The sequence below is a fragment of the Knoellia aerolata DSM 18566 genome (genome assembly GCF_000768695.1).
GTDB classification, from domain to species: Bacteria; Actinomycetota; Actinomycetes; order Actinomycetales; family Dermatophilaceae; genus Knoellia; species Knoellia aerolata.
This window is the reverse complement of sequence record NZ_AVPL01000046.1, coordinates 1-21613: the sequence shown is the minus strand read 5'-3', so window position 1 is coordinate 21613 and position 21613 is coordinate 1. Positions and strand designations below refer to the sequence as shown.

22 protein-coding genes are annotated in these 21613 nt (G+C 72.5%); 13 read left to right on the top strand and 9 right to left on the bottom strand.

Annotation, left to right across the window (positions count from 1 at the left end; genetic code table 11):
* Positions 1 to 13 precede the first annotated feature (13 nt).
* Entirely contained in the window at positions 14 to 772 is a 759-nt protein-coding gene (locus tag N801_RS14360) for a class I SAM-dependent methyltransferase (protein WP_035939228.1), read from the bottom strand.
* 82 nt (positions 773 to 854) lie between these two features.
* Here N801_RS14360 and N801_RS14355 point away from each other — a divergent pair, with 82 nt between their 5' ends.
* Genes N801_RS14355 through N801_RS14345 form a run of 3 tightly spaced genes read left to right on the top strand, consistent with a single transcriptional unit; the run spans position 855 to position 2669 of the window.
* A complete protein-coding gene (locus N801_RS14355) occupies positions 855 to 1277 on the top strand; it encodes a VOC family protein (RefSeq protein WP_035939178.1) in 423 nt (140 codons plus the stop codon).
* Positions 1278 to 1282: 5 nt separating this feature from the next.
* The gene (locus N801_RS14350; RefSeq protein ID WP_035939176.1) at positions 1283 to 1927 is read left to right on the top strand and encodes a GntR family transcriptional regulator; all 645 of its coding nucleotides are present in this window, start codon (positions 1283 to 1285) and stop codon (positions 1925 to 1927) included.
* A gap of 37 nt (positions 1928 to 1964) precedes the next feature.
* Positions 1965 to 2669: a M50 family metallopeptidase gene (locus N801_RS14345; protein WP_035939174.1), complete on the top strand. Its 705-nt coding sequence runs from the start codon at positions 1965 to 1967 to the stop codon at positions 2667 to 2669.
* Positions 2670 to 2686: 17 nt separating this feature from the next.
* Here N801_RS14345 and N801_RS14340 read toward each other — a convergent pair whose 3' ends face one another.
* Both N801_RS14340 and N801_RS14335 read right to left on the bottom strand, forming a co-directional pair.
* Positions 2687 to 4483 (bottom strand): alkaline phosphatase D family protein, encoded by a 1797-nt coding sequence (locus N801_RS14340; RefSeq protein ID WP_035939172.1) that lies wholly within the window; start codon positions 4481 to 4483, stop codon positions 2687 to 2689.
* 186 nt (positions 4484 to 4669) lie between these two features.
* Positions 4670 to 5005: a hypothetical protein gene (locus tag N801_RS14335; RefSeq protein WP_035939168.1), complete on the bottom strand. Its 336-nt coding sequence runs from the start codon at positions 5003 to 5005 to the stop codon at positions 4670 to 4672.
* 110 nt (positions 5006 to 5115) lie between these two features.
* On the opposite strand from N801_RS14335, the gene N801_RS14330 reads away from it, so the two are divergent.
* Positions 5116 to 5493: a nuclear transport factor 2 family protein gene (locus N801_RS14330; RefSeq protein WP_035939165.1), complete on the top strand. Its 378-nt coding sequence runs from the start codon at positions 5116 to 5118 to the stop codon at positions 5491 to 5493.
* 168 nt (positions 5494 to 5661) lie between these two features.
* Here the strand turns inward: N801_RS14330 and katG are convergent, their stop codons facing one another.
* From katG to N801_RS14310, 4 genes are all read right to left on the bottom strand, one after another.
* Positions 5662 to 7917, bottom strand: coding sequence for a catalase/peroxidase HPI (gene katG / locus N801_RS14325; RefSeq protein WP_035939163.1), 2256 nt, complete (start codon positions 7915 to 7917; stop codon positions 5662 to 5664).
* Positions 7914 to 8411, bottom strand: coding sequence for a Fur family transcriptional regulator (locus N801_RS14320; protein WP_156996787.1), 498 nt, complete (start codon positions 8409 to 8411; stop codon positions 7914 to 7916). Before N801_RS14320 ends, katG begins: the two co-directional genes overlap by 4 nt.
* 61 nt (positions 8412 to 8472) lie before the next feature.
* Positions 8473 to 9114 carry a DNA-3-methyladenine glycosylase family protein gene (locus N801_RS14315; protein WP_169744277.1) on the bottom strand — a complete coding sequence of 214 codons (642 nt, stop codon included), beginning with the start codon at positions 9112 to 9114 and terminating at the stop codon, positions 8473 to 8475.
* Between the two features lie 5 nt (positions 9115 to 9119).
* Entirely contained in the window at positions 9120 to 10076 is a 957-nt protein-coding gene (locus N801_RS14310) for an SDR family NAD(P)-dependent oxidoreductase (RefSeq protein WP_035939161.1), read from the bottom strand.
* Positions 10077 to 10131: 55 nt separating this feature from the next.
* Between N801_RS14310 and N801_RS14305 the strand changes: the two genes are divergently transcribed.
* Positions 10132 to 11211 (top strand): LLM class flavin-dependent oxidoreductase, encoded by a 1080-nt coding sequence (locus N801_RS14305; RefSeq protein WP_052113089.1) that lies wholly within the window; start codon positions 10132 to 10134, stop codon positions 11209 to 11211.
* A gap of 79 nt (positions 11212 to 11290) precedes the next feature.
* Positions 11291 to 12112 (top strand): protein kinase family protein, encoded by an 822-nt coding sequence (locus N801_RS14300; protein WP_052113087.1) that lies wholly within the window; start codon positions 11291 to 11293, stop codon positions 12110 to 12112.
* On the opposite strand, the gene N801_RS14295 is transcribed toward N801_RS14300, so the two are convergent.
* Both N801_RS14295 and N801_RS19870 read right to left on the bottom strand, forming a co-directional pair.
* Entirely contained in the window at positions 12075 to 12767 is a 693-nt protein-coding gene (locus N801_RS14295; RefSeq protein WP_169744276.1) for an alpha/beta fold hydrolase, read from the bottom strand. The genes N801_RS14300 and N801_RS14295 overlap by 38 nt on opposite strands.
* 67 nt (positions 12768 to 12834) lie before the next feature.
* Entirely contained in the window at positions 12835 to 14415 is a 1581-nt protein-coding gene (locus N801_RS19870) for an HNH endonuclease signature motif containing protein (protein WP_052113084.1), read from the bottom strand.
* 339 nt (positions 14416 to 14754) lie between these two features.
* On the opposite strand from N801_RS19870, the gene N801_RS14285 reads away from it, so the two are divergent.
* The 7 genes from N801_RS14285 to N801_RS14255 all read left to right on the top strand — a co-directional run.
* Complete coding sequence (locus tag N801_RS14285) at positions 14755 to 14988, top strand: STAS domain-containing protein (protein ID WP_084109001.1); 234 nt, start codon at positions 14755 to 14757, stop codon at positions 14986 to 14988.
* Positions 14989 to 15146: 158 nt separating this feature from the next.
* Entirely contained in the window at positions 15147 to 17600 is a 2454-nt protein-coding gene (locus N801_RS14280; RefSeq protein ID WP_052113082.1) for a sodium-translocating pyrophosphatase, read from the top strand.
* Positions 17601 to 17789: 189 nt separating this feature from the next.
* The gene (locus N801_RS14275; protein WP_035939160.1) at positions 17790 to 18500 is read left to right on the top strand and encodes an AIM24 family protein; all 711 of its coding nucleotides are present in this window, start codon (positions 17790 to 17792) and stop codon (positions 18498 to 18500) included.
* Between the two features lie 3 nt (positions 18501 to 18503).
* Positions 18504 to 20015 (top strand): N5-glutamine methyltransferase family protein, encoded by a 1512-nt coding sequence (locus tag N801_RS14270; RefSeq protein WP_035939156.1) that lies wholly within the window; start codon positions 18504 to 18506, stop codon positions 20013 to 20015.
* Between the two features lie 90 nt (positions 20016 to 20105).
* Positions 20106 to 20621 carry a CHRD domain-containing protein gene (locus N801_RS14265; RefSeq protein WP_052113079.1) on the top strand — a complete coding sequence of 172 codons (516 nt, stop codon included), beginning with the start codon at positions 20106 to 20108 and terminating at the stop codon, positions 20619 to 20621.
* Between the two features lie 118 nt (positions 20622 to 20739).
* On the top strand, positions 20740 to 20946 hold the full coding sequence (locus N801_RS14260; RefSeq protein WP_035939153.1) for a hypothetical protein: 207 nt from the start codon (positions 20740 to 20742) through the stop codon (positions 20944 to 20946).
* A gap of 46 nt (positions 20947 to 20992) precedes the next feature.
* The coding region (locus N801_RS14255) for a TetR/AcrR family transcriptional regulator (RefSeq protein WP_156996785.1) at positions 20993 to 21613 on the top strand (621 nt) is incomplete at its 3' end.

Here is a 21613-nt window from a genome sequence, read left to right as displayed (position 1 = left end):
GGCCGGGTGCCGGTCACGTCCGCCCGCGGACCGCCCACGCCACCGCCGTGACCTCGAACGGACCGTCCGGGAAGCACAGTCGGCACTCCTCGCGCAGCTCCTCCCGCCCGGCCGGGTCGAGGGCGGCGACGTGGTCGCCCGCCGGCCCGACCCCGAACGTGTACGGCTCCCACCACTCCTCGAAGTCCGGGTGGGCCACGGTCACCGACAGCTCCGCGGCCTCGACCTCCAGCAGACCGGCCTCGAGGGCGAGCTCGGCCAGGTGGCCCTCGCGCGCCCCGGCCCGCTCCGACTCGTCCACGACCCGCGGGTCGAGCCGCCGGGCCGCCGACCAGAACGGGCTCAGCGGCGAGCGGTCACCGGCGAGGTCCCAGACGCACGCGGCGACCTGGCCGTGGCGCCGCGTCACCCGGGCCATCTCGGCGAGCCCGGTGACGGGGTCCTGCATGAAGTGGACGACGAGCTGCGCGAGGGCGTGGTCGAAGATCCCGTCGGCGAACGGGAGCTGCTCGGCCGGGACGCGGTGGACCTCGACGAGCGGGAACCTCGACCGGCACGCGTCGACGAACGGCGCCGACGGGTCGACCGCGACGACGTGGGCCGCCCCGGCCCGCTCGACGAGGACCCCGGTGAGCGCCCCCGGCCCGCAGCCGACGTCGAGCACCCGGTCGCCCCGGCGCACCCCCGCCCAGCCGGCGAACTCGGTCGCCAGCGGCGCGGAGTAGCGCCCCATGAAGCGGTCGTAGGCCGCACTCGCGACGTCGAAGGTCACGCCGTCGACGGTACGCCGTTGCGGTCTGACGAACACTTGTATACATTCGACTGACTTGCACACAACAAACAAGGAGTATGCCGTGACCGCTCGCCCGTGCTTCCACCTCGCCGTCCCCGTCGACGACATCGCCGCTGCCCGGGCGTTCTACGGCGGCGTGCTCGGCCTGTCCGAGGGGCGCTCCGCCGAGCAGTGGATCGACTGGAACTTCTACGGCCACCAGGTCGTGACCCACGAGGTCGCGGTCCACCCCGGCCCCGCCGGTCACAACCACGTCGACGCCCACGAGGTCCCGGTGCCGCACTTCGGCGCCGTGCTCGCCACCGGCGACTTCCACGACCTCGCCGAGAAGATGAAGGCGGCCGGGGCGAGGTTCGTCATCGAGCCCTACCTGAGGTTCGCGGGCCAGCCGGGCGAGCAGTGGACGATGTTCTTCCTCGACCCCGCGGGCAACGCGATGGAGTTCAAGGCGTTCGCCGACGAGTCGCAGATCTTCGCGAAGTAGGTCGCGTGACCACCGAGGTCTCCACCACGCGGTCGTCGACCAAGGCCGAGCGCGTGCGGCAGGCGGTGCTCGCCGACATCGTGTCGGGGGCGCTGCCGGCCGGCGCGCCGCTCGACGAGGTGGTCCTCGCCGGGCAGCACGCGGTCTCGCGCACCCCGGTCCGCGAGGCGCTGCGTCGCCTGCAGAGTGACGGCCTCCTGGAGCCCGGGCCGCGCCGACAGCTCCTCGTCGTCGACGTCTCCCCCGCCCGCCGCCGCGAGGTCACCACCCTGAGGGTCGCGCTGGAGGGGGCGGCCGCCGTGCACGCCTGCACGACCCGCGACGACGACGACCTCGACCGGCTCGAGCTGCTCGTGCTCAAGCAGCGTCGCGCCGCTGACGCCGGGGACGCGGAGACGTTCCTGCGCCTCGACGAGGAGTTCCACCTGGCGCTCGCCGGCGCCGCGCGCATGCCGACGCTCTCGCGGATGCTCGCCCAGCTCGGCGCGTTCGTGAGGCTCGGCCGCCTCGGCGAGGTCACGACCGCGACGCACCTGCGTGGGCTCGTCCGCGAGCACGAGGAGCTCCTCGCCCTGCTGCGGTCGCGCGCCGCGGACGACCTCCGCGCGCGGCTCGCGACGCACATCGAGCAGACCGCACCTCGAACCTGACCACCGGTCACAGGCTCGGCGGCTACGTTCTCGCGCCATGGACGTCCCCGCCGAGCTGACCGCGCGCCTGGGTGCCGCGACCCCCGGCCTGGCAGCGGGCGCGCTCGTCCTCGCCGTCCTCGTCGCACTGCTCGTCGCCCTCGCCCCGGCGCTCTGGCTGCGGCTGCGGATCGCCGTGACGCTCGTCCACGAGCTCGGCCACGCCGTCGTCGGCGTCCTCTCCGGCCGCCGCTTCACCGGGTTCGTCGTCCGCGGCGACATGTCCGGGCACGCCGTCACCGTCGGACCCGCCCGCGGTGTCGGCCGGGTCGCGACGACGTGGGCGGGCTACCCGGTCCCGCCGCTCGTCGGCCTGCTCATGCTGTATGCCGTCTCCACCGGGTACGCCGCCACGCTCCTGTTCGCGTGCCTGCTCACCCTCGCCGTCGTGCTCGTCTTCGTGCGCTCCGCGGGGACGCTCTTCGCCGTGCTCGCCGCGGGTGCCGGGATCGGGGCGCTGTGGTGGTGGCGCGACAACGAGGTCCAGGCCCTCGTCGTCGCCGCCACCGGGCTCGTGCTCATCGTCGGGGGCTGGCGCCACCTCGGCGCGGTCGCGTCAGCGGGCCGGCGCGACCCGGGAAGTGACGCGGTCGTGCTCAGCCGGCTGACCGGCATACCGGCCTGGGGGTGGATCGCGACGTTCGGCGCGGTGCACGCCGGTGCCACGTGGGGGGCCGCGCTCCTGCTCCTCGACCTCACCTGAGCCGACGGGTCAGTGGGTCAGTCACCCGCGGGACGGTCGGAGCGGGGGCCGACCGGGCCGCTGGCCGCGCTCGCGCGGCGGCTGCCGGCGAGGGTCTGGAAGCTGCGGGCGTAGGTCGGCTCGATCGTCGACACGATGCGCGGGTCCGGCCGGGCGCTCGTCGGCACGGGGGTGTGGTGGTAGTCGGCCTGGACGCGTTCGGGCGTCACGTCGATGACCGCGAAACCGTGCGAGATGCCGTCGATGTAGCGCAGCCACGGATTGAGCTGCTGGGCGGCGCCGATGGCCTGACGGGTGGCACCGACGACGACCTCCGGCGGCTGGCCGGCGAGCTGGGGCGTGCCGGCGAGGACCTCGACGAACCCGTCGCTCGTCACGCTGGGGCAGACGAACTCGACGCCCGCGGAGGTGTAGCTCGGGCTGCCGGGGGCCGAGGCCACGGGCAGGTCGCAGACGAACGACGCGTGGATGTCGCCGGTGAGCACGACCATGTCACCCGCGTCGGCGCTGGGCTGCGCGGCCGCGTGGGTGAGGAGGTTCGTGCGGTCGGCGGTGTAGCCGTCCCACTGGTCGGCGTTGACGAACGTGAAGCCGGGGGCCCCGAGGGCGGCGCCCGGGTAGAGGACCGGCGAGACCATGACCTGGTTGCCGAAGAGGTGCCAGCGACGGCCCTGCTCCGCGAGGCCGTCCTTGACCCAGGTGAGCTGCTCCGGCTCGGGCAGGTGCCGCGCCGGGTGCGCGATCGCGCCGTCGATGGCGGGGTTGACCCCGATCGGCACGAAGCCGTCGAACGGGACGCCCGGGACGGTGACCTGGAGGCTGCGGTTCTGGCGGGTCTCGAGGACCGACAGGTCGCCGAGGTCGCCGAAGGTGAACCGCTTGAAGAAGCGGGTGCCCCGGTGCGGGGTGTCCTGCGACTGGTCGGGGAGGCGGAACGGCATCCACTCGAGGTACGCCTGCATGGCCTCCGCGCGGCGGGCCAGGTAGTCGCCCTCCGACCCCTGGTGGTTGCCGGCCCCTGCGGCCCAGGCGTTGTTGGCGACCTCGTGGTCGTCGAAGATCGTGATCCACGGGTGCTGCCGGTGCGCGGCCTGCAGGTCCGCGTCGGCCTTGTGCAGGGCGTGGCGCAGGCGGTAGCCCTCGAGGTCGATCGTCTCCGTTGCGGGCTGGCTGTCGCGCACGCCCCGGAGCGACTCGGGGCCGTAGCGGTCGGCGCCATTGCCGTACTCGTAGAGGTAGTCGCCGACGTGCAGGACGAAGTCGAGGTCGTCGCGCTGCGCGATCGAGCGGTAGGCCGTGAAGTACCCGCCCGTGTAGTTGCTGCAGCTGACGAGGGCCAGCCGGAGGGCGTGCGTCTCGCCGGCGACGTCACCGGCGGTCTGGGTGCGGCCGGTCCCGGAGAACTCTCCGAGACTCTGGAAGCGGTAGAAGTAGCGGGTGTAGGGGTCGAGCCCCCGGACATCGACCTTGACGGTGTGGTCGGTGTCCGGGCTCGTCATCACGGTGCCGTGCGCCACGACCCGCGTGAAACGGGCGTCGCGGGAGACCTGCCAGCGCACGGGGAGGGGCGCGCCCAGGCCGCTGCCGGGAGCGGCGACCGGGTCGCCCTTGCGCCGCGGTGGCGGCGTGGCCCGGGTCCAGATGACGACGGCGTCCGCGGTCGGGTCGCCGCTGGCGACGCCGTAGCCGAAGATGCCCTTGCTCGCCGGCGCGGCGGCGGCCGCCGGGTCGAACACGCGGGGGACGGCGAGGGCCGCGCCCGCGGCGGCCACGCCCTTGAGGAGACTGCGACGGTCGAGCGAGGCGTTCGTCATGACCGGAGGCTATTCCTGCCCCGCCGCCTCCGGAGGCAGAACGACTTTTTGCGCATTTGTGCACGGACCCGGGACGGCGAACGTCCGCTGGAAGGGTGCACAAATGCGCAATAAGTCGGGTTTGGGCCGGGCTGGGGCCGGGCTGGGGCCGGGCGGCAGGACGCCCGCCCTGCGCGGTGCGCCGGGCTACCAGTCGTGACCGTGGGTGATGAGGGCCGACTCCATCTCGAAGCGCTCGCTGCGGGACAACGTTCCACGGCCCTCGGGCACGGGCAGCTCGACGCTGCGGCAGTAGTCCCGCAACGCCAGGTCGTAGGCCAGGGTGCTGGCGGCCAGCCGCTCGGCCTTCCACGGCTGGTTGCCGGCCTCGACCTCGCGCACGTGCTCGGCCAGCCGGGCCAGCTCCAGGGCGAGGAGCACGGGTGGCAGCGGCTCCTTCTTCGGGCGCTGCCGCACGGCGACGACCACCGACGTCAGGGCGCAGAACATCACCAGCGCGACCATGCCGAGGGTGATGACCATCCCGCTCACCTCACGACCATTGTCCCCCGACTCGTCGCCAAGCTCAACGTCGTGCTCGACGCCTCGTCGCGTCTGGCCCCCGCCCGGATCCGACCTGCATAGTGGGAGGCATGACGACGGATCGCGCATCGGTCGAGCACTGGGTGGCCGGCTATGTCGTCGCGTGGCGCACCGCCGGCACCGCGCCCCTGTCCGACCTGTTCACGGCGGACGCGACCTACTCGCCGTCGCCCTGGGCGTCACCGCTGCGGGGACTGGCCGAGATCGGGCCGTGGTGGGAGGCCGAGCGGGACGGTCCCGACGAGGAGTTCACCCTCACGCACGAGGTGGTGGCCGTGGACGGCAGCACCGCGGTCGTGCGTGTGGCCGTCGAGTACCCGACCTCCCGGTGGCGCGACCTCTGGGTCATGACCTTTGCGCCGGACGGGCGAGCCACCTCTTTCGAGGAGTGGCCCTTCGCGCCCGCCCAGCCCGACGGCCACGCCTGACCCTGCACCCACGGTCTAACGCGCGGAGGCGGAGGCGGAGGACCGACTTATTGCGCATGTGTGCCCCGGATCCGCAACGGCGAACGTCCGCTGGAAGGGTGCACAAATGCGCAATAAGTCGGCGCTATAGGTCGGCTGTCAGGCTGAGCCGCCCGGGGCGGCGAGTCGCTACTTCTTGAGGTCGTAGCGGTCGAGGTCCATGACCTTGGCCCACGCGGCGACGAAGTCGCGCACGAACTTCTCCTGGGCGTCGTCGGAGGCGTACGCCTCGGCGACGGCGCGCAGCTCGGAGTTCGAGCCGAAGACGAGGTCGGCGCGGGTGCCCGTCCACGACTGGCCCTGCGCGCCGCTGCCCACGAAGGTGTCCGAGCTCGACTCCGGCGTCCACGTCGTCCCCAGGTCCAGCAGGTTGACGAAGTAGTCGTTGGTCAGCGTGCCGACCCGGTCGGTGAGCACGCCGGCGGTCGAGCCGCCCGAGTTCGCGCCGAGGACCCGCAGGCCACCGACGAGGACGGTCATCTCCGGCGCGGACAGGCCGAGGAGGTTGGCGCGGTCGACGAGGAGGTACTCCGCCGGGAGCGTGTTGTCGCGACGCTCGTAGTTGCGGAACCCGTCGGAGGTCGGCTCGAGCCACGCGAAGGACTCGACGTCGGTCTGCTCCTGCGTCGCGTCGCCGCGGCCGGGGCTGAACGGCACCTCGACCTCGACACCGGCAGCGCGAGCGGCCTGCTCGACACCGACGTTGCCGGCGAGGACGACGAGGTCGGCGAACGAGACGTTGACGTCGGCAGCGATGCCCTCGAGCGTCTGGACGATCGCCGTGAGCTCGGTCGGGTCGTTGACGTCCCAGCTGCGCTGCGGCTCGAGGCGGATGCGCCCACCGTTGGCGCCGCCGCGCTTGTCCGACGTGCGGTGGCTGCCGGCGGCGGCCCACGCGGTCCTCACGAGCTGGCTCACGGACAGGTCCGACTCGGCGAGGCGGGCCTTGGCGGCGGCGATGTCCTCCGCCGTGGTGCCGAGCTCGTTCGCGGGGATCGGGTCCTGCCAGAGGAGCTCCTCCTGCGGGACCTCGGGGCCGAGGTAGCGGTCGACCGGACCCATGTCGCGGTGGGTGAGCTTGTACCAGGCGCGGGCGAACGCGTCGGCGAACTCCTGCGGGTTGTCGTGGAAGCGCTTGGAGATCGGCCCGTAGATCGGGTCGAAGCGCAGCGCAAGGTCGGTGGTGAGCATGCGCGGCTCGCGCTTGCCGTCACCGAAAGCCTCCGGCACGAGGCCGTCGCCGGCGCCGTTCTTCGGCCTCCACTGGTTCGCACCGGCCGGTGACTGCGTGAGCTCCCAGTCGTAGGCGAAGAGGATGTGGAAGAACTCGTTGTCCCAGCGGGTCGGGTGGTAGGTCCAGGTGACCTCGAGCCCGCTCGTGATGGTGTCGAGGCCCTTGCCGGAGTTGAAGTCGCTGATCCAGCCGAGGCCGTTGTTCTCGATCGGGGCCGCCTCGGGCTCCGGGCCGACGTGCGCTCCGGGGTCACCCGCGCCGTGGGTCTTGCCGAACGTGTGGCCACCGGCGATGAGCGCGACGGTCTCCTCGTCGTTCATGGCCATGCGGCTGAAGGTGTCGCGGATGTCGATGGCCGACAGCAGCGGGTCCGGGTTGGCGTTGGGGCCCTCGGGGTTGACGTAGATGAGGCCCATCTGGACCGCGGCGAGCGGGTTCTCGAGCTTGCGGTCGCCGGAGTAGCGGTCGTCACCGAGCCACTCGTTCTCCGGGCCCCAGTAGACGTCGTCGTCGGGCTCCCACGCGTCGACGCGGCCGCCGGCGAAGCCGAAGGTCTCGAAGCCCATGGACTCGAGCGAGACGTTGCCGGCGAGGATCATGAGGTCGGCCCACGAGAGGGACGCGCCGTACTTCTTCTTCACCGGCCACAGCAGACGGCGGGCCTTGTCGAGGTTGCCGTTGTCGGGCCAGGAGTTGAGCGGGGCGAAGCGCTGCTGGCCGGTGCCACCGCCACCGCGGCCGTCCTGGACGCGGTAGGTGCCGGCGCTGTGCCACGCCATCCGGATCATGAACGGGCCGTAGTTGCCGAAGTCCGCGGGCCACCAGTCCTGCGACTGCGTGAGGAGCTGGGCGATGTCCTGCTTGACCTCGGCGAGGTCGAGGGCCTGGAACGCCTCGGCGTAGACGAAGTCCGCACCGAGCGGGTTCACGACCGGCTGGTTCTTGGCGAGGATCTTGAGGTTGAGCCGGTTCGGCCACCAGACGCGGTTGACGTCACCCTGGGTGGGGTGCGCCGCGGCGCCGTGCATGACCGGGCAGCCACCGACCCCGGCGGCCTCCTCGGGGGTGGAGACGTCCGCAGGGGTGGTCGGCGCCTCCTGGTTCATCTCCTTGACCTCGGCCTCGTCGGGCATGTTGTCGTTGACGGTCATCGGCGTCCTTCCGCTGTGGTGCTGTCGGTGTCTGTGCTGGTCGGGGTGGTGGGAGTGGTGGTGTGAGTGGTGGCATGCGGTGCGGTCCGGCAGGGCTCGCAGAGGCCCCAGTAGATGACCTCGGCCTCGTCGACGGCGAAGCCGTCCGGGTCCGAGGCGTGCAGGCAGGGTGTCTCTCCGACGGCGCAGGCGACATCGGTGATCGAGCCGCACTGCCGGCACACGGCGTGGTGGTGGTTGTCGCCCGCCTGGAGCTCGTAGCGCGCGACCGAGCCGGTGGGCTGGATCCGCCGCACGAGGCGCGCGTCCGTGAGCGCGCCGAGGCAGTCGTAGACGGCCTGGTGGGAGACGGACGTATGCCGTCCGCGGACCGTCTGGATGACCGTCGCCGTGTCCGCGTGCGGGTTCTCGTGCAACGCGTGGAGGACGGCGACCCGGGGCCGCGTGACGCGGAGGTGGGCCTCACGCAGCAGCCCCTCGACGTCCGGAATCACCCGTCCAGCGTCGCTCCTTTTCTGGAACGTGTCAAGAAAGATGGCCCATTCGAGCTATTCCTCACGGGCTGAGGTCGAGGACGGTCTCGCGGCGGCCGCGGCGCACGAGGTAGCCGTGCCAGAGGAGGCGTGCGGCGGTGGACCGGTGGGGTCGCCACCGCTCCCCGATGGCCTCGAGCGCCCTCTGGTCGGGGACCTCGGCGAGGCCCAGCCGCTCGGCGACGGCCACCTGGAGCGCGCGGTCCCCGACCGGCCAGACGTCGGGACGGTCGAGGCAGGCGAGGAGGTAGGCCTCGGCGGTCCACCGGCCGATGCCCGGGAGCGCGACGAGCGCCGCGGCCACCTCGACGTCGGGCAGGGTGGCGAGCCGGTCGAGGTCGAGACCACCGTCGGCGACGGCCGCGGCGAGGCCGCGCAGGTAGCGGTCCTTCTGCCGCGAGACCCCGTCGGCGCGCAGCTCCTCGGGGGTCGTGGCGAGCACCGCAGTGGGTGTCATCGCCCGGGTCCGCACCCGGATCCGGGCGTAGGTCGCGGCCGCCGAGGCGAGCGAGACCTGCTGCTCGAGGATGAGGAGCACCAGGCTGGGGAAGCCAGGAGGCCTGGACCACCGCTCCGGCGTGCCGTGGTCGGCCAGCTCGGCGGCGAGGTGCTCGTCCGTGGCGGCCACCGTGGTGACGTGGCGGTGCCAGTCGTCCGGGTGCACGACGCTCAGGGGGTGAGGTCGACGGCCTGCGCCGCCCACTCCCAGATGCGGCGACGCTCGTCGGAGGTCGGCCGGGTCCTCGGCAGGAAGGACGTCGGGCGCTCGCGGCGGTCCATCCACAGCCCGCCACCGCGGGGGCGCGGCTGGGACGCGATGAGCCAGGTCGTCGTGTCGGCGCCGGTGTCGACGTTGCGCAGGACCGGGCCCATGACCTTGTCGAACGCGGGGAGGGAGTCCGTGACACCGGGGGTCGCGGCCCAGCCGGGGTGCATCGCGTAGACGGAGATGCCGTCCCTCGCCCAGCGGGTCGTGAGGATCGGGAGCAGCTCCACCTGGGTGCGCTTGCTGCGGGCGTAGGCCGTCGAGCCGGAGTACTCGCCGTGCGTGTAGTCGGGGTCGTCGACGGGGAGCTTCTGGGTGTACATGCCGCCCGAGGTGACGAAGACGACGCGGGCGTCGCGTCCCTTCATGGCGGGGCGGAGCAGCTCGGTGAGCAGGACCGGGCCGAGGACGTGGATCGACATCGACAGCTCATGGCCCTGCGGGGACTCCGCGCGCTCGGGCGGCATCGCGCCGGCGTTGTGGACGAGGCCGTCGAGGGGCGGTCCGTCGGCGAGGATCCTTGCGGCACAGTCCCGGACGCTGTCGAGGTCGCCGATGTCGCACTTCCACGTCGTCGACGCACCCCGCAGCTCGGCGGCGATGTCGGCCGCCTTGTCGGTGTTGCGGACGATGAGGTGGACGTGGGCGCCGAGGTCGCTGAGCTGCCGGGCGGTGGCGGTGCCGAGGCCCGAGGTCGCACCGGTGACGGCGACGTGGCGGCCGGCGAGGGCCCCGATGGCGGGGTCGGCCGGCCACGTCGGGAGGCGACGGCGGACGGCATACCCGATCTTCGAGAAGCCGGGCACGACGCTCCGGTCGAGCGCGGTGTCGAGGGCACGGGCGAAGGGGCTGACGGTCATGTCCCGACCCTACGTGCGCCCGCTGGGAGGATGCCGGTGCTCCTAGGCTGGCGGCATGAGTGAGACGAGCGGGTCCGGGGCCGGAACGACTGCACCGATCGAGCTGGGGCTCGACACGTTCGGCGACATCGCCCTCGGCGCGGACGGCTCGCCGCTGCCCGCGGCGACGGTGATCCGCGAGGTGCTCGCCGAGGGCCAGCTCGCCGACCGGCTCGGCCTGGACTTCTTCGGCGTCGGGGAGCACCACCGGCCGGACTACGCGGTGTCGGCGCCGGACACGGTGCTCGCCGGCCTGGCGACGACGACGACGCGCATCCGGCTCGGCACGTCGGTGACCGTGCTGTCGTCGGACGACCCGATCCGGGTGTTCCAGCGCTTCTCGACCGTCGACGCTCTCTCCAACGGCCGGGCCGAGATCACCGTCGGGCGCGGGTCGTTCATCGAGTCGTTCCCGCTGTTCGGGTTGTCGCTGGACGACTACGAGGCGCTGTTCAGCGAGAAGCTCGACCTGCTCGCCGAGGTGCTCAAGGAGGAGCCGTTCGAGTGGTCCGGGACGATCCGGCCGCCGGTGTCGGCGGGTCCGGTCATGCCGCCGACCGAGTCCGGCCACCTGCGCACGTGGGTCGGTGTCGGCGGGACGCCGCAGTCGGTCGTGCGGGCGGCGCAGTACGGCTTCCCGGTCGTCATCGCGATCATCGGTGGGCAGAGCGCGGCGTTCGAGCCGCTCGCCGACCTCTACCGGCGGGCGTGCGCCCAGTTCGGGCACGAGGGCCTGCCGATCGGGGTGCACTCCCCGGGCCACGTCGCGGCCACCGACGAGCAGGCGGTCGAGGAGTACCTGCCGCACTTCCTCCACCAGATGCGCAAGATCGGCAGTGAGCGCGGGTGGGCGCCGATGTCGGAGGCGGCCGCGCGGGCGCAGATGTCGCCGGAGGGTGCGGTCTACTGCGGGTCGCCCGACACGGTGGCGCGCAAGGTCGCCGCGACGATGCAGGTGCTCGGGGCGTCGCGCTTCCAGTTCAAGTACTCCAACGGCCACCTCCCGCACGGCCTGCGGATGGAGTCGATCCGGCTGTTCGCCGAGGAGGTCGCGCCGCGCGTGCGCGAGCTCATGGGGGCCGGGGCGGCCAACTGACCGGCGCTGGCGTGCGCGTCTCGTGAGGGAGACCCCACAGCGCCTCGTCCCCCGCCGAGTTGTGTGACAGCGTGGAGGGGTGCAGCCGTCCGCTCGCGTCCTCGACCTCTTCGCGGTGCCCGACGACGTCCGCCCGGTGCCGGGCGGGCGTGGCTACAGCGTCGTCGCCGGTGACCTCGTCCTGTCGCCGGGGCGGGACGCGGCGACCAGCGCCTGGCTCAACCCGATCCTCGCCCCGCTCGCCGTCGAGCTCGACCACGAGCGGCCGCGCTCGCTGCGCATCGCCATGCCGATCCCGACCCGCGACCTCACGTGGGTCGTCGACGGGTGGGGTGCCACCCGTTTCGAGCCGAACGCCCGGCAGTGCCGCGACCTCGACGTGCTCGTCGCCACCGGCCGCCTGCTCCACGCCCGGCTGGCCGCGCGCGTCACGGCGCCCCCTCCGGGGATCGAGAACCGCGCCGACCGGTGGGCGCGGGCCGCGCAGGTGGCGTTCGGGGAGAGCCAGCCGACCGGCATACCCAATGCCCTCGTGCCGATGGCGCTGCGCATCATGACGGCCCTCGACGACACCGCGTTCGGACCGGACCAGCTCGTCCACGGGAACCTCGCCGGCAACGTCCTGCTCGACGCGGACGGCGTCCCGCTCGTCATCGACGTCTCGGCGTACTGGCGGCCGGTGCTGTGGGCCGAAGCGGTGACCGTCCTCTCCGCCGTCGTGTCGCTGGGCGCCGACGCGGCCGCGCTGCGCGAGTGGGCGAGGGGCGAGCGGCGGCAGGCCATGCTGCGCGCGGCGCTCTTCCTGCTGCTCAGCGACGAGCGCTCCCTCGTCGACGACTACGAGCGCGTGCTCATCCCCGCACTCAGGTCAGGGCGTCGAGGTCGGACAGGAAGTCGCTGACGGCAGCGGCGACCAGCCGGCCGTGGGTGAACGGGACCATGTGGGCGCCCGCGGAGAGCGTCACGGCTCGGCTGCCCGGGCCGCCCTCGGCGGCGACCGCGACGGCCCAGTCGGCGGGCGAGATGTGGTCGTGGGGTCCGCGGATGACGAGCACCGGGACTGTCACGGGGCGCAGCGTCTCGAGGATGGAGTCCTGCCGCGCCGCCTCGATCGACCGCACCATCGCCGGGAGGGTGCTGCGTGCGTACTGGCGCACCAGCGTCGGCACCTGCCTCTTGGGCTCGCGCCACGACGTCGGGAGCCATCGCTTGACGAGCCGCGGCCAGGTCGCGGCCCGGACGTCGGTGCTCGGACCGACGAGGACGAGGCCGGCCACCCGTGACGGGTCGAGCGCGGCGACGTGGGCGGCGACCTGGGACCCGGCGGAGTGGCCGAGGACGAGGAACCGCGGGGCGGTGGCGGGCACCCGGGCGAGGATGCCGGCTGCCAGGGCTCGGGGGCTGAGGTCCTGCCCGTCGGGTGCCGGTTCGCCGTAGCCGGGGCTCACCCGGACGTATGCCGTCCCGCCGCCGGTGAGGTACCCCAGCGTGGGTCGCCACGACTCGGGGCCGAGCCCCAGACCGGGCAGGGCGAGCAGGGCGATGGGTGCGGGCACCTCGGTCACGGTAGCCGCGACCCTGGGGTCAGACGCGCCCCGGGCTCTCCGGTCGCGGTCGGGGGCGTCAGGCAGCGCGGACGTCGACGTCGGCGTCGTGCCAGTCACGACAGTGCTGCGCGTCCTCCCAGTCGAACGCGTCGTGCCACGCCAGGAGGCGATCCGCCACGTCGGGGTCATCGGCCCCGGCGCTCAGCCACGGGTCGGGACCGCCGGTGTCGAGCCGCACCCGGTGTCGTTGCCGTTCTCGGCGCTGCTCGGTGAGGCGGTGCGGGAGCTCGCGGTCGTAGCTGCCGTGGGTGAGGTCCCACGTGACCGAGCGCCCGTGCTCGTCGGGTGGATGGACCGTCGCGATGAGGCGCTGGTCGTGGACCTGGGTGTGGTGGCGCTGGCAGAGGAGCGCGGCGTTGGACAGGTCCGACCGGCCGCCGTCGGCCCAGTGGACGATGTGGTGCGCCTTGGCCCAGTCCGGTGGCGCCGTGCACCCTGCCCAGGTGCAGCCGGTGTCGCGGTGCCAGAGGGCGCGGCGCTGGCCCCTGGTGAAGAGGCGCACGGCCCGGCCGAGGTCGAGGACCTCGCCGTCCGAGCCGAGGACGACGGGGATGACGTCGGCGTCGCAGGCGAGCTGGCGCATGGTGGCCGGGCTGAGCAGGGTGCCCGCGGCGACCGACCCGATGGTCGTGCCGCACCCGTTCGCCGTGGAGTCGGGCTCACCGCCGAGCAGTCGCGTGAGGCCTTCGAGGGTCATCCGGACGTGCAGCGCCGTGGGGGCCGCGGCCGGGGCCCGGCCCTCTGCGTCGGTCGCGGCGTGACCCGCGCAGATCGCGGCGAGGGCCTCGGCGCGGCGCTGCCCGACCGGGCGGAGGTCGCGTTCCCCGGTCTCGGCATTGGGGGCCGGAGCGGACAGCGGGCCGAGGGCGGCCTCGAGGATCGCGCTCTGCTCCGGCGTCAGGAACATCGAGTAGCCGGTGAGGTCACCCTCGAGGATGCGGGGGCTGGACAGGTGCGCACCCGCCCGGAGCCGACGCTGCTTGTCGTCGAACTCGCCGTCGGCGCCGTGGGCGGCAAGCAGTCGGGGGCGGATCTTCTTGGCCTGCACGACTCCCCACTGCACCCCGAGGTCGAGGATCGCCGTGGTCACGGTGGGCACGGCCTCGGGACGGAGGAGGTCGACCATGCGACGAACCTCGGACAGCGCGGTGAGGGCCAGGGGGATCCCGACCTCGCCGGTGACGACGCGGGCCCAGACGATGCCCTCGGGACGCTCCGGGTCGGCATACGCCCCGGCGAACGGGCCGGTGGTGGACCACTGGCCGCCGGGTGTGGCGTGGGCGACGTCCTGGGCGAACGCGGCGAGCTGCCCGGCGCCGCCCTGGCGCAGCGACGGGGCGTGCTCACGGACCCAGTCGTGGGCCGAGCCGACGCCGCGGCGGGCCGAGGCGAACTCACCGCGGTGCGCGGCTTCGGTCGTGATGACGACCTGGCAGGCCGAGGCCTCGGCCTTCACCGCGTCCACGAGGCTCATCGCCTCGGCGAGCTCACCGCCGGTCAGGGTGGGGAGGACCTCACGAAGCTGGACGAGCGCCGCGCGTGCCGTCTCGAGCGAGCCGCGGGGGCTGCTCGGGTCGGTGTCGACGACGTCGTCCATGCGCTCCATGGTAGTCGAACGCGAGTTCGAGGGTCAAGAGTTCTCCACAGCTCGGTTCGGACGAGTTCCGTTGTGGCGCAGCAGTATTCAGTGACTCTGAGTATCGGCGAAACGCGTCGAGACGTCCGGTGGCGCGCGGCCACCGGAGGTCCCGACCCCCGCGTCACCTGCCCCTGGCTCGGCCCCTCACGACGGCGCCTGGCTCGAGCCGGCCACCTCCGTAGCCGGCCTCGGCGAGCGCCTTGGGGTGGGCCAGCGGGAGGTACTGCCCGAAGCGCACCGTCGCCGTCTCGTCCCTGCCGACCTCGATGCCACTGATCTCGCCAGACCGCTCTCGTCGTGGACCTCGAGGACGTCGGTTTCATCGACTCGACGGGCCTGGGCGTCCTCGTCGGCCGGCTCAAGGTCGTGCGCAAGGCCGACGGCTGGCTCAGCGTCGTGTGCACCAACGAGCGGATCCTCCGGCTGTTCGCGATCACCGGGCTCGACCAGGTCCTGCCCGTGCACGCCAGCGTCGACGCCGCCGTCGTGGCGGCCGGCTCAGGCATGTCCGAGCCCGACGTCCACGCCTGACACCCACTTCCGGACCGGTTGCGGGAGGCGTGAGTGCAGTCACACAAGCCGGGCCGGCTGCATGTGATGTGAGTCTCCGGGTAAGGTCCACCCCGCGTCTGCCTGCGGGAAATTCGATCTCCGGGCCCTGACGACGCACACCCGTCAAGGAGGATGGAATGGCTGCACTCGCGCTCGCACCGGCCGAGGCGAGTTCCACGCTGGACCTCACCGGATCGAACGTCACGCTGGTCGTGGGGGTCGCGGTCATCGCCGTGATCGCCCTTGCCATGGGCTTCGTCTTCCGGCAGCAGGTCCTGCGTGCGGACACCGGTACAGACAAGATGCGCGAGATCGGCGCTGCCGTCGAAGAAGGAGCCCAGGCGTACCTCGCGCGCCAGTTCAAGACACTCAGCATCTTCGTCGTGCTCGTCTTCGGCCTGCTGCTCCTCCTGCCCGCGCCCGACTGGAACATCAAGCTCGGTCGCTCGGGCTTCTTCATCGTCGGGGCCGTCTTCTCGGCCGCGATCGGCTACCTCGGCATGCAGACCGCGACCAAGGCGAACGTCCGTGTCGCCGCGGCGTCGCGCGGACCCAACGGTCGTGACGAGGGCATGCGCATCGCCTTCCGCACCGGTGGCGTCGTCGGCATGGCGACCGTGGGCCTCGGCCTGCTCGGTGCCTCGATCGTCGTCCTGCTCTACAAGGCCGAGGCCCCCAAGGTGCTCGAGGGCTTCGGCTTCGGCGCCGCCCTGCTCGCGATGTTCATGCGAGTCGGCGGTGGCATCTTCACCAAGGCCGCCGACGTCGGCGCCGACCTCGTCGGCAAGGTCGAGGCCGGGATCCCCGAGGACGACCCGCGCAACGCCGCGACGATCGCCGACAACGTCGGCGACAACGTCGGCGACTGCGCCGGCATGGCGGCTGACCTCTTCGAGTCGTATGCCGTGATGCTCGTGGCCGCTCTCATCCTCGGCTCCGTGGCGTTCGGCTCCTACGGCCTCGTCTTCCCGCTCCTCGTTCCCGCGATCGGTGCGATCACCGCGCTCATCGGTGTCTTCATCACGAAGGCGCGTGGCAACCAGAGCGCCCTCGACGCCATCAACCAGGGCTTCTACGTCTCTGCGGCCATCGCGGCCGTGCTCTCGGCCGTCGCCGCCTGGCTCTACCTTCCCGCCACCTTCGCCGAGCTCGGTGCGCGTGACGAGGCGGTCACCGCCCTCGACGGCAACCCCCGGATCACCGCGATCCTCGCGGTCGTCATCGGCATCGTCCTCGCGGCGGTCATCCTCTGGCTCACCGGCTACTTCACCGGCACCGACAAGCGCCCGACCAAGGACGTCGCGCGCACGTCGCTCACCGGGGCGGCCACCGTCGTCCTCTCGGGCATCGGCGTCGGCTTCGAGTCGGCCGTCTACACGGCGACCATCATCGGCAGCGCCGTCTACCTGGCCTTCCTCCTCGGAGGCGGCTCCGTCATGCTGTCGCTCTTCCTCATCGCCCTGGCCGGCTGTGGGCTGCTCACGACCGTGGGCGTCATCGTGGCCATGGACACGTTCGGGCCTGTCTCGGACAACGCGCAGGGCATCGCCGAGATGTCCGGTGACGTCGACGCGGAGGCCGCGCAGATCCTCACCGAGCTCGACGCCGTGGGCAACACGACCAAGGCCATCACCAAGGGCATCGCGATCGCCACGGCCGTGCTCGCGGCGACCGCCCTCTTCGGCTCCTACACCGAGGCGTGGCAGACGGCGATCGGTGAGATCGACGCCAGCCTGCTCGACGAGGAGCAGATCGCGGCGGGCAACAGGATCATCCAGGACGCCCAGGGAGTCGTGACGAACCCGTCCACCCTGGTGGGGCTGCTCCTCGGCGCCGCCGTGGTCTTCATGTTCTCCGGCCTGGCCATCAACGCGGTGACCCGCGCTGCCGGCGCCATCGTGTTCGAGGTGCGTCGCCAGTTCCGCGACATCCCCGGAATCATGGAGGGCACGACCAAGCCCGAGTACGGCAAGGTCGTCGACATCTGCACCAAGGACTCGCTGCGCGAGCTCACGACGCCCGGCCTGCTTGCCGCCCTCAGCCCGGTCATCATCGGGTTCGGTCTCGGCATCGGTGCCCTCGCGGGCTTCCTCGCCGGTGCCATCGGCACCGGTTGCCTCATGGCCGTCTTCCTCGCGAACTCGGGCGGCGCCTGGGACAACGCGAAGAAGATCGTCGAGGACGGCAACCACGGCGGCAAGGGCAGCTCCGCCCACGAGGCGACCGTCATCGGTGACACCGTCGGCGACCCGTTCAAGGACACCGCCGGCCCGGCGATCAACCCCCTCCTCAAGGTCATGAACCTCGTCGCCGTGCTCATCGCGCCGTCGATCGTGATCCTGTCGGTCGGTGAGGGAGCCAACGCGCCCATCCGCTACGGCATCGCGGGCGTCTCGCTGGTCATCGTCGTCACGGCGATCGCGATCTCCAAGCGTCGTGACCTCGCCATCGGTGGCGGTGACGACGAGGGTGAGCCCGTCTCCCAGTTCGACGCGTCGGCACCCGACTCGGGTGCGGTCACCGGGCCCGGCGAGGCCGTCGAGGTGTCGCTCGAGAAGGGTGACCACGTCGAGGCGACCGCCCCGCGCTGAGGCGCGCACACGGCATACGCAGCAGTGACCGGCGGCCGGCCCACCCGACAGGGTGAGCCGGCCGCCGTTCCGCTTCCCGGCTCGCGAGCCGGGCACCCTCTCGGGAGCCTCATCGAGCCGGCTCGGGAGTGGCAGGGCGGTTCCCGAGCCGAGCCTCCCGAGGGTGCAGACCGGCCCTAGGCTGGCGGCATGCGCTCTTCGCTCTTCGACCAGACCAACCTCGAGCTCCAGTCGGAGCAGACCTTCGCCCTGCAGAACCCCCAGCTGCTCCGGGTGCACCTCGGCGGTGACGTGCTCGCGGTCAAGGGCGCGATGGTCGCCTACCAGGGGCACATGCGCTTCGACCACGAGAAGGCCGGCAGCATGGGCAAGATGCTCAAGAAGGTCGTCACCGGCGAGGACGTCTCGCTCATGCGCGTCTCCGGCGACGGCGAGGTGTTCTTCGCCAACGAGGCCGGCTACGTCCACCTCATCGAGCTCACCGGCGACGGCATGAGCATCAACGCCCGCAACCTCCTCGCGTTCGACTCCTCGATCGCCTGGGACATCAAGCGGGTGCAGGGCGCCGGGATGATGAGCGGCGGGCTCTTCAACACCACCCTGCAGGGGACGGGGACGGTCGCCATCCACACGGTCGGCCAGCCGGTCATCCTCGAGTGCTCGCAGCAGCCGACCTACGTCGACGTCCAGTCGTGCGTCGGCTGGTCGCTCGGCCTCACCCCGCAGGTCGTGTCGAGCATGAACGTGCGCTCCCTGCTTCGCGGCGGCAGCGGCGAGGCCTTCCAGTACGCGTTCCACGGTCCGGGCTTCGTCATCGTCCAGCCGAGCGAGTGGGTCGCGCCGCCCTCGACCGGCGGAGGTGGCGGCGGAGGAATGCTCGGCGGCTTCCTCGACGGCTGACCGGTGTCCGCCCCCCTCCCTCGGCTCGACGAGGACCTCATCGCCCGGCTGCGCGCCGACCTCGTCGCCGCAGACTTCACCGTGACCGGCGTCCTCGACGTGCTCGGCCCGCTCGCGAGTGGGGCCCTGTCGCGTGAGCAGCCGCTTCCCGCCCGCCGGGTGGCGAGCCGCTCCGCCTCCCCGGCGGCGACGCTCATCCGGCTCCTCACCCTGGGCGACCCCGTCGACGCCGCCGAGGTCGAGGCCGCGCTCCCGACCCTGCGGGTGCGCGGGGCCCTCGCGCTCGGTCTCGTCGCCGAGGAGGGCGACGCCGTGGTCGCGCGCGTCGACGTGCGCCCGTATGCCGCGGACGACGCGCAGTGGTGGGTCGTCTCCGACCTCGCCGAGGTCGCCACCGGCGCGCCGGTGCGGGAGGACCACGTCCTCGGGGTCGGCGGCGCGTCGACGACCCTGGCGGCATGGACGATCCGCCGCCCGGTCCGCCGGGCGCTCGATCTCGGCACCGGCTCCGGCGTGCAGGCCCTGCACCTCACCCGGCACGCCGACAGCGTCGTCGCCACCGACCTCTCCGAACGGGCGCTGGCCTTCGCCCGTTTCACCGCCGCACTCAACGGATGCGACTGGGACGTCCGCTCCGGGTCGATGCTCGAGCCGGTCGCGGGGGAGCGCTTCGACCTCGTCGTGAGCAACCCGCCCTTCGTCATCACCCCCCGCTCCGGCGCCGTTCCCCTCTTCGAGTACCGCGACGGTGGCGCCGCCGGTGACGCCGTCGTCGCCGACCTCGTCCGCTCGGTGGCGGCGCACCTCGAGCCGGGAGGCGTCGCCCAGATGCTCGGCAACTGGGAGGTGCCGCGGGGCTCGACCTGGACCGACCGCGTCGGGGCCTGGCTCGACGGCACCGGCCTCGACGCGTGGGTGGTGCAGCGCGAGGTCCAGGACCCGGCGGAGTACGCCGAGACGTGGTCCCGGGACGGTGGTCACCACGCGCGGACGGCCGACGCCGACGCGATGTATGCGGCGTGGCTCGACGACTTCGCGTCCCGCGACGTCGAGTCGATCGGATTCGGCGTGCTCACCCTGCACCGCCCGGCACGCGACCGGGCGCCGTTCGTCGACCTCATGGACGAGCGCGGTCCGGTGCCGCCGGCGATGGGGGAGTCGGTCCGCGTCGGACTCGAAGCGAGGGTCTGGCTCGCCGAGCACTCCGACGACGAGCTGCTCGGAGCGGCGTGGAGGGCGGCGCCCGACGTCACCGAGGAGCGCCACACGGCGCCGGGAGCGTCCGACCCCTCGGTCATCGTCGCCCGCCAGGGAGGCGGGCTGGGACGGGTCGTCCGGCTCACGACGGTGACCGCGGCATACCTCTCCGTCGCCGACGGCGCGCTCACGCCCCGGCAGGCGGTCGGTGCGATCGCGGGCATCCTCGACCTCGACCCCGAGGAGACGACGCTCGAGGTGCTCGCGTTCGTCAAGGACGCCGTCAAGGACGGGCTCCTGCTCCGTCCCGCGGACTGACCCGAGCTCGAGGCATCCGGATGGCCCGTCGCAACGAATGACGCACAGGGCCGGCCCTTCGGCCCTCCTGCGAAAGTGAGCTGATCCGCAATGAAGCGCATTCTCCTCGGCGCCGCCACCGGTGCTGCCGGACTCGCCATCGGCCTCGTGCTGGCCCCGATCCCGGCCCAGGCCGGCCACACCAACACCCTCGTCGGCGCCCACCTCACCGGCCGCGCGGAAGTCGCAGCCAACGGTGCCAAGGGCGTCGTCGGTGACCCCAACGGTCGCGGTGAGGCGTACGTCTTCGGCGTCGACGGCGACCCCACGACGCTCTGCTACATCCTCGAGGTGAGCCGGATCGCCGAGCTCGACCAGGCGCCGGGTGGCGGACGCATGGCGCACCTCCACCGCGGTGCCGACGGCACCAACGGTCCGGTCGAGGTCAACCTCGCCTTCCCGCAGGACGGACAAGCCGCGGACTGCCTCACCGAGGGTGAGGCCGGCAAGGGCCTCGACCCGGGAGAGGTCCAGCTCATCCTGGGCAACCCGTCGGCCTACTACGTGAACGTGCACAACAGCGAGTACCCCTCCGGCGCCGTCCGGGGTCAGCTGTACGTCGACTGAGCCCGGCCCGGTCGGTGCTCGAGTGCATGAGAGGCCGCGGTCGTGCCCACCACCCCGGTGGACACGACCGCGGTCCGTGCCGTCGCCTGGTGGTGACCGCCGCGCCTATGTTGGGCACATGAGCCACCACCACGAGGACACCAGCAGCAGCGACCACCACGACGACGAGGGCGGCACCGTCTCGGAGGCAGGGTCAGGCGCCCTCAACCTCGACACCGCCCTGGGCGGGGCCGACAGCGTGCCCGACACCCCGGACGTCAACGACTCCGGTGAGCACGGCGCGCACGACGTCAACGTCGCCGAGGACTCCTCGGCCACGGAGTGACCCCGACGTCTTGTGAGTGAGCGCTCACTCACTCATACTGGAGCGCGTGTCCCCTCGCGCTCCCGCCATGACGCCCGACGACCGTCGGGCCGCGATCATCGCGGCCACCGTCCCCCTCCTCCGCGAGAAGGGCCGGGCGGCGAGCACCCGCGAGATCGCCTCGGCTGCCGGGATCGCCGAGGGCACGATCTTCCGCGTCTTCGACAACAAGGACGCGCTCATCGATGCCTGCGTCCACGACGCGTTCGACACCTCGGCCCTGGTCGCCGAGCTCGCCGGCGTCGACCGCGCACTGCCGGTGCCCGAGCGCCTGGCCGCGGCGGTCGCCGTGATGCAACGGCACCTGCGCGAGATCTTCGCGCTCATGTCGGTGCTGCAGTCGACAGGACAGCAGGTCCGCCACCCGTCGGGGAGCGAGGCGTTCCGGCGCCGCCACGAGGCCACCGCCGAGCTCGACGCGGCCTTCGTCGACCTCCTCGGGGCCGACGCCGCGCGGCTGCGGGTGCCGGCGAGCACCTTCATCGGCTACCTGAGGATGCTCACCCTGTCGAGCGTGCACCCCATGCTCGACGGTGACGCCTCCACGCCGGAGCAGCTCGTCGACGTGCTGCTCGAGGGTGCTCTCACCCGCGGCGGCGCCGCCGCCGCGACCACCGCCGCCGCGACC

Coding starts and splice junctions, on each gene's coding strand:
- N801_RS14345 (WP_035939174.1), top strand. CDS start 1,965: ATGGACGTCCCCGCCGAGCTGACCGCGCGCCTGGGTGCCGCGACCCCC.
- N801_RS14340 (WP_035939172.1), bottom strand. CDS start 4,483: ATGACGAACGCCTCGCTCGACCGTCGCAGTCTCCTCAAGGGCGTGGCC.
- N801_RS14335 (WP_035939168.1), bottom strand. CDS start 5,005: ATGGTCATCACCCTCGGCATGGTCGCGCTGGTGATGTTCTGCGCCCTG.
- N801_RS14330 (WP_035939165.1), top strand. CDS start 5,116: ATGACGACGGATCGCGCATCGGTCGAGCACTGGGTGGCCGGCTATGTC.
- katG (WP_035939163.1), bottom strand. CDS start 7,917: ATGACCGTCAACGACAACATGCCCGACGAGGCCGAGGTCAAGGAGATG.
- N801_RS14310 (WP_035939161.1), bottom strand. CDS start 10,076: ATGACCGTCAGCCCCTTCGCCCGTGCCCTCGACACCGCGCTCGACCGG.
- N801_RS14305 (WP_052113089.1), top strand. CDS start 10,132: ATGAGTGAGACGAGCGGGTCCGGGGCCGGAACGACTGCACCGATCGAG.
- N801_RS19870 (WP_052113084.1), bottom strand. CDS start 14,415: ATGGACGACGTCGTCGACACCGACCCGAGCAGCCCCCGCGGCTCGCTC.
- N801_RS14280 (WP_052113082.1), top strand. CDS start 15,147: ATGGCTGCACTCGCGCTCGCACCGGCCGAGGCGAGTTCCACGCTGGAC.
- N801_RS14275 (WP_035939160.1), top strand. CDS start 17,790: ATGCGCTCTTCGCTCTTCGACCAGACCAACCTCGAGCTCCAGTCGGAG.
- N801_RS14265 (WP_052113079.1), top strand. CDS start 20,106: ATGAAGCGCATTCTCCTCGGCGCCGCCACCGGTGCTGCCGGACTCGCC.
- N801_RS14260 (WP_035939153.1), top strand. CDS start 20,740: ATGAGCCACCACCACGAGGACACCAGCAGCAGCGACCACCACGACGAC.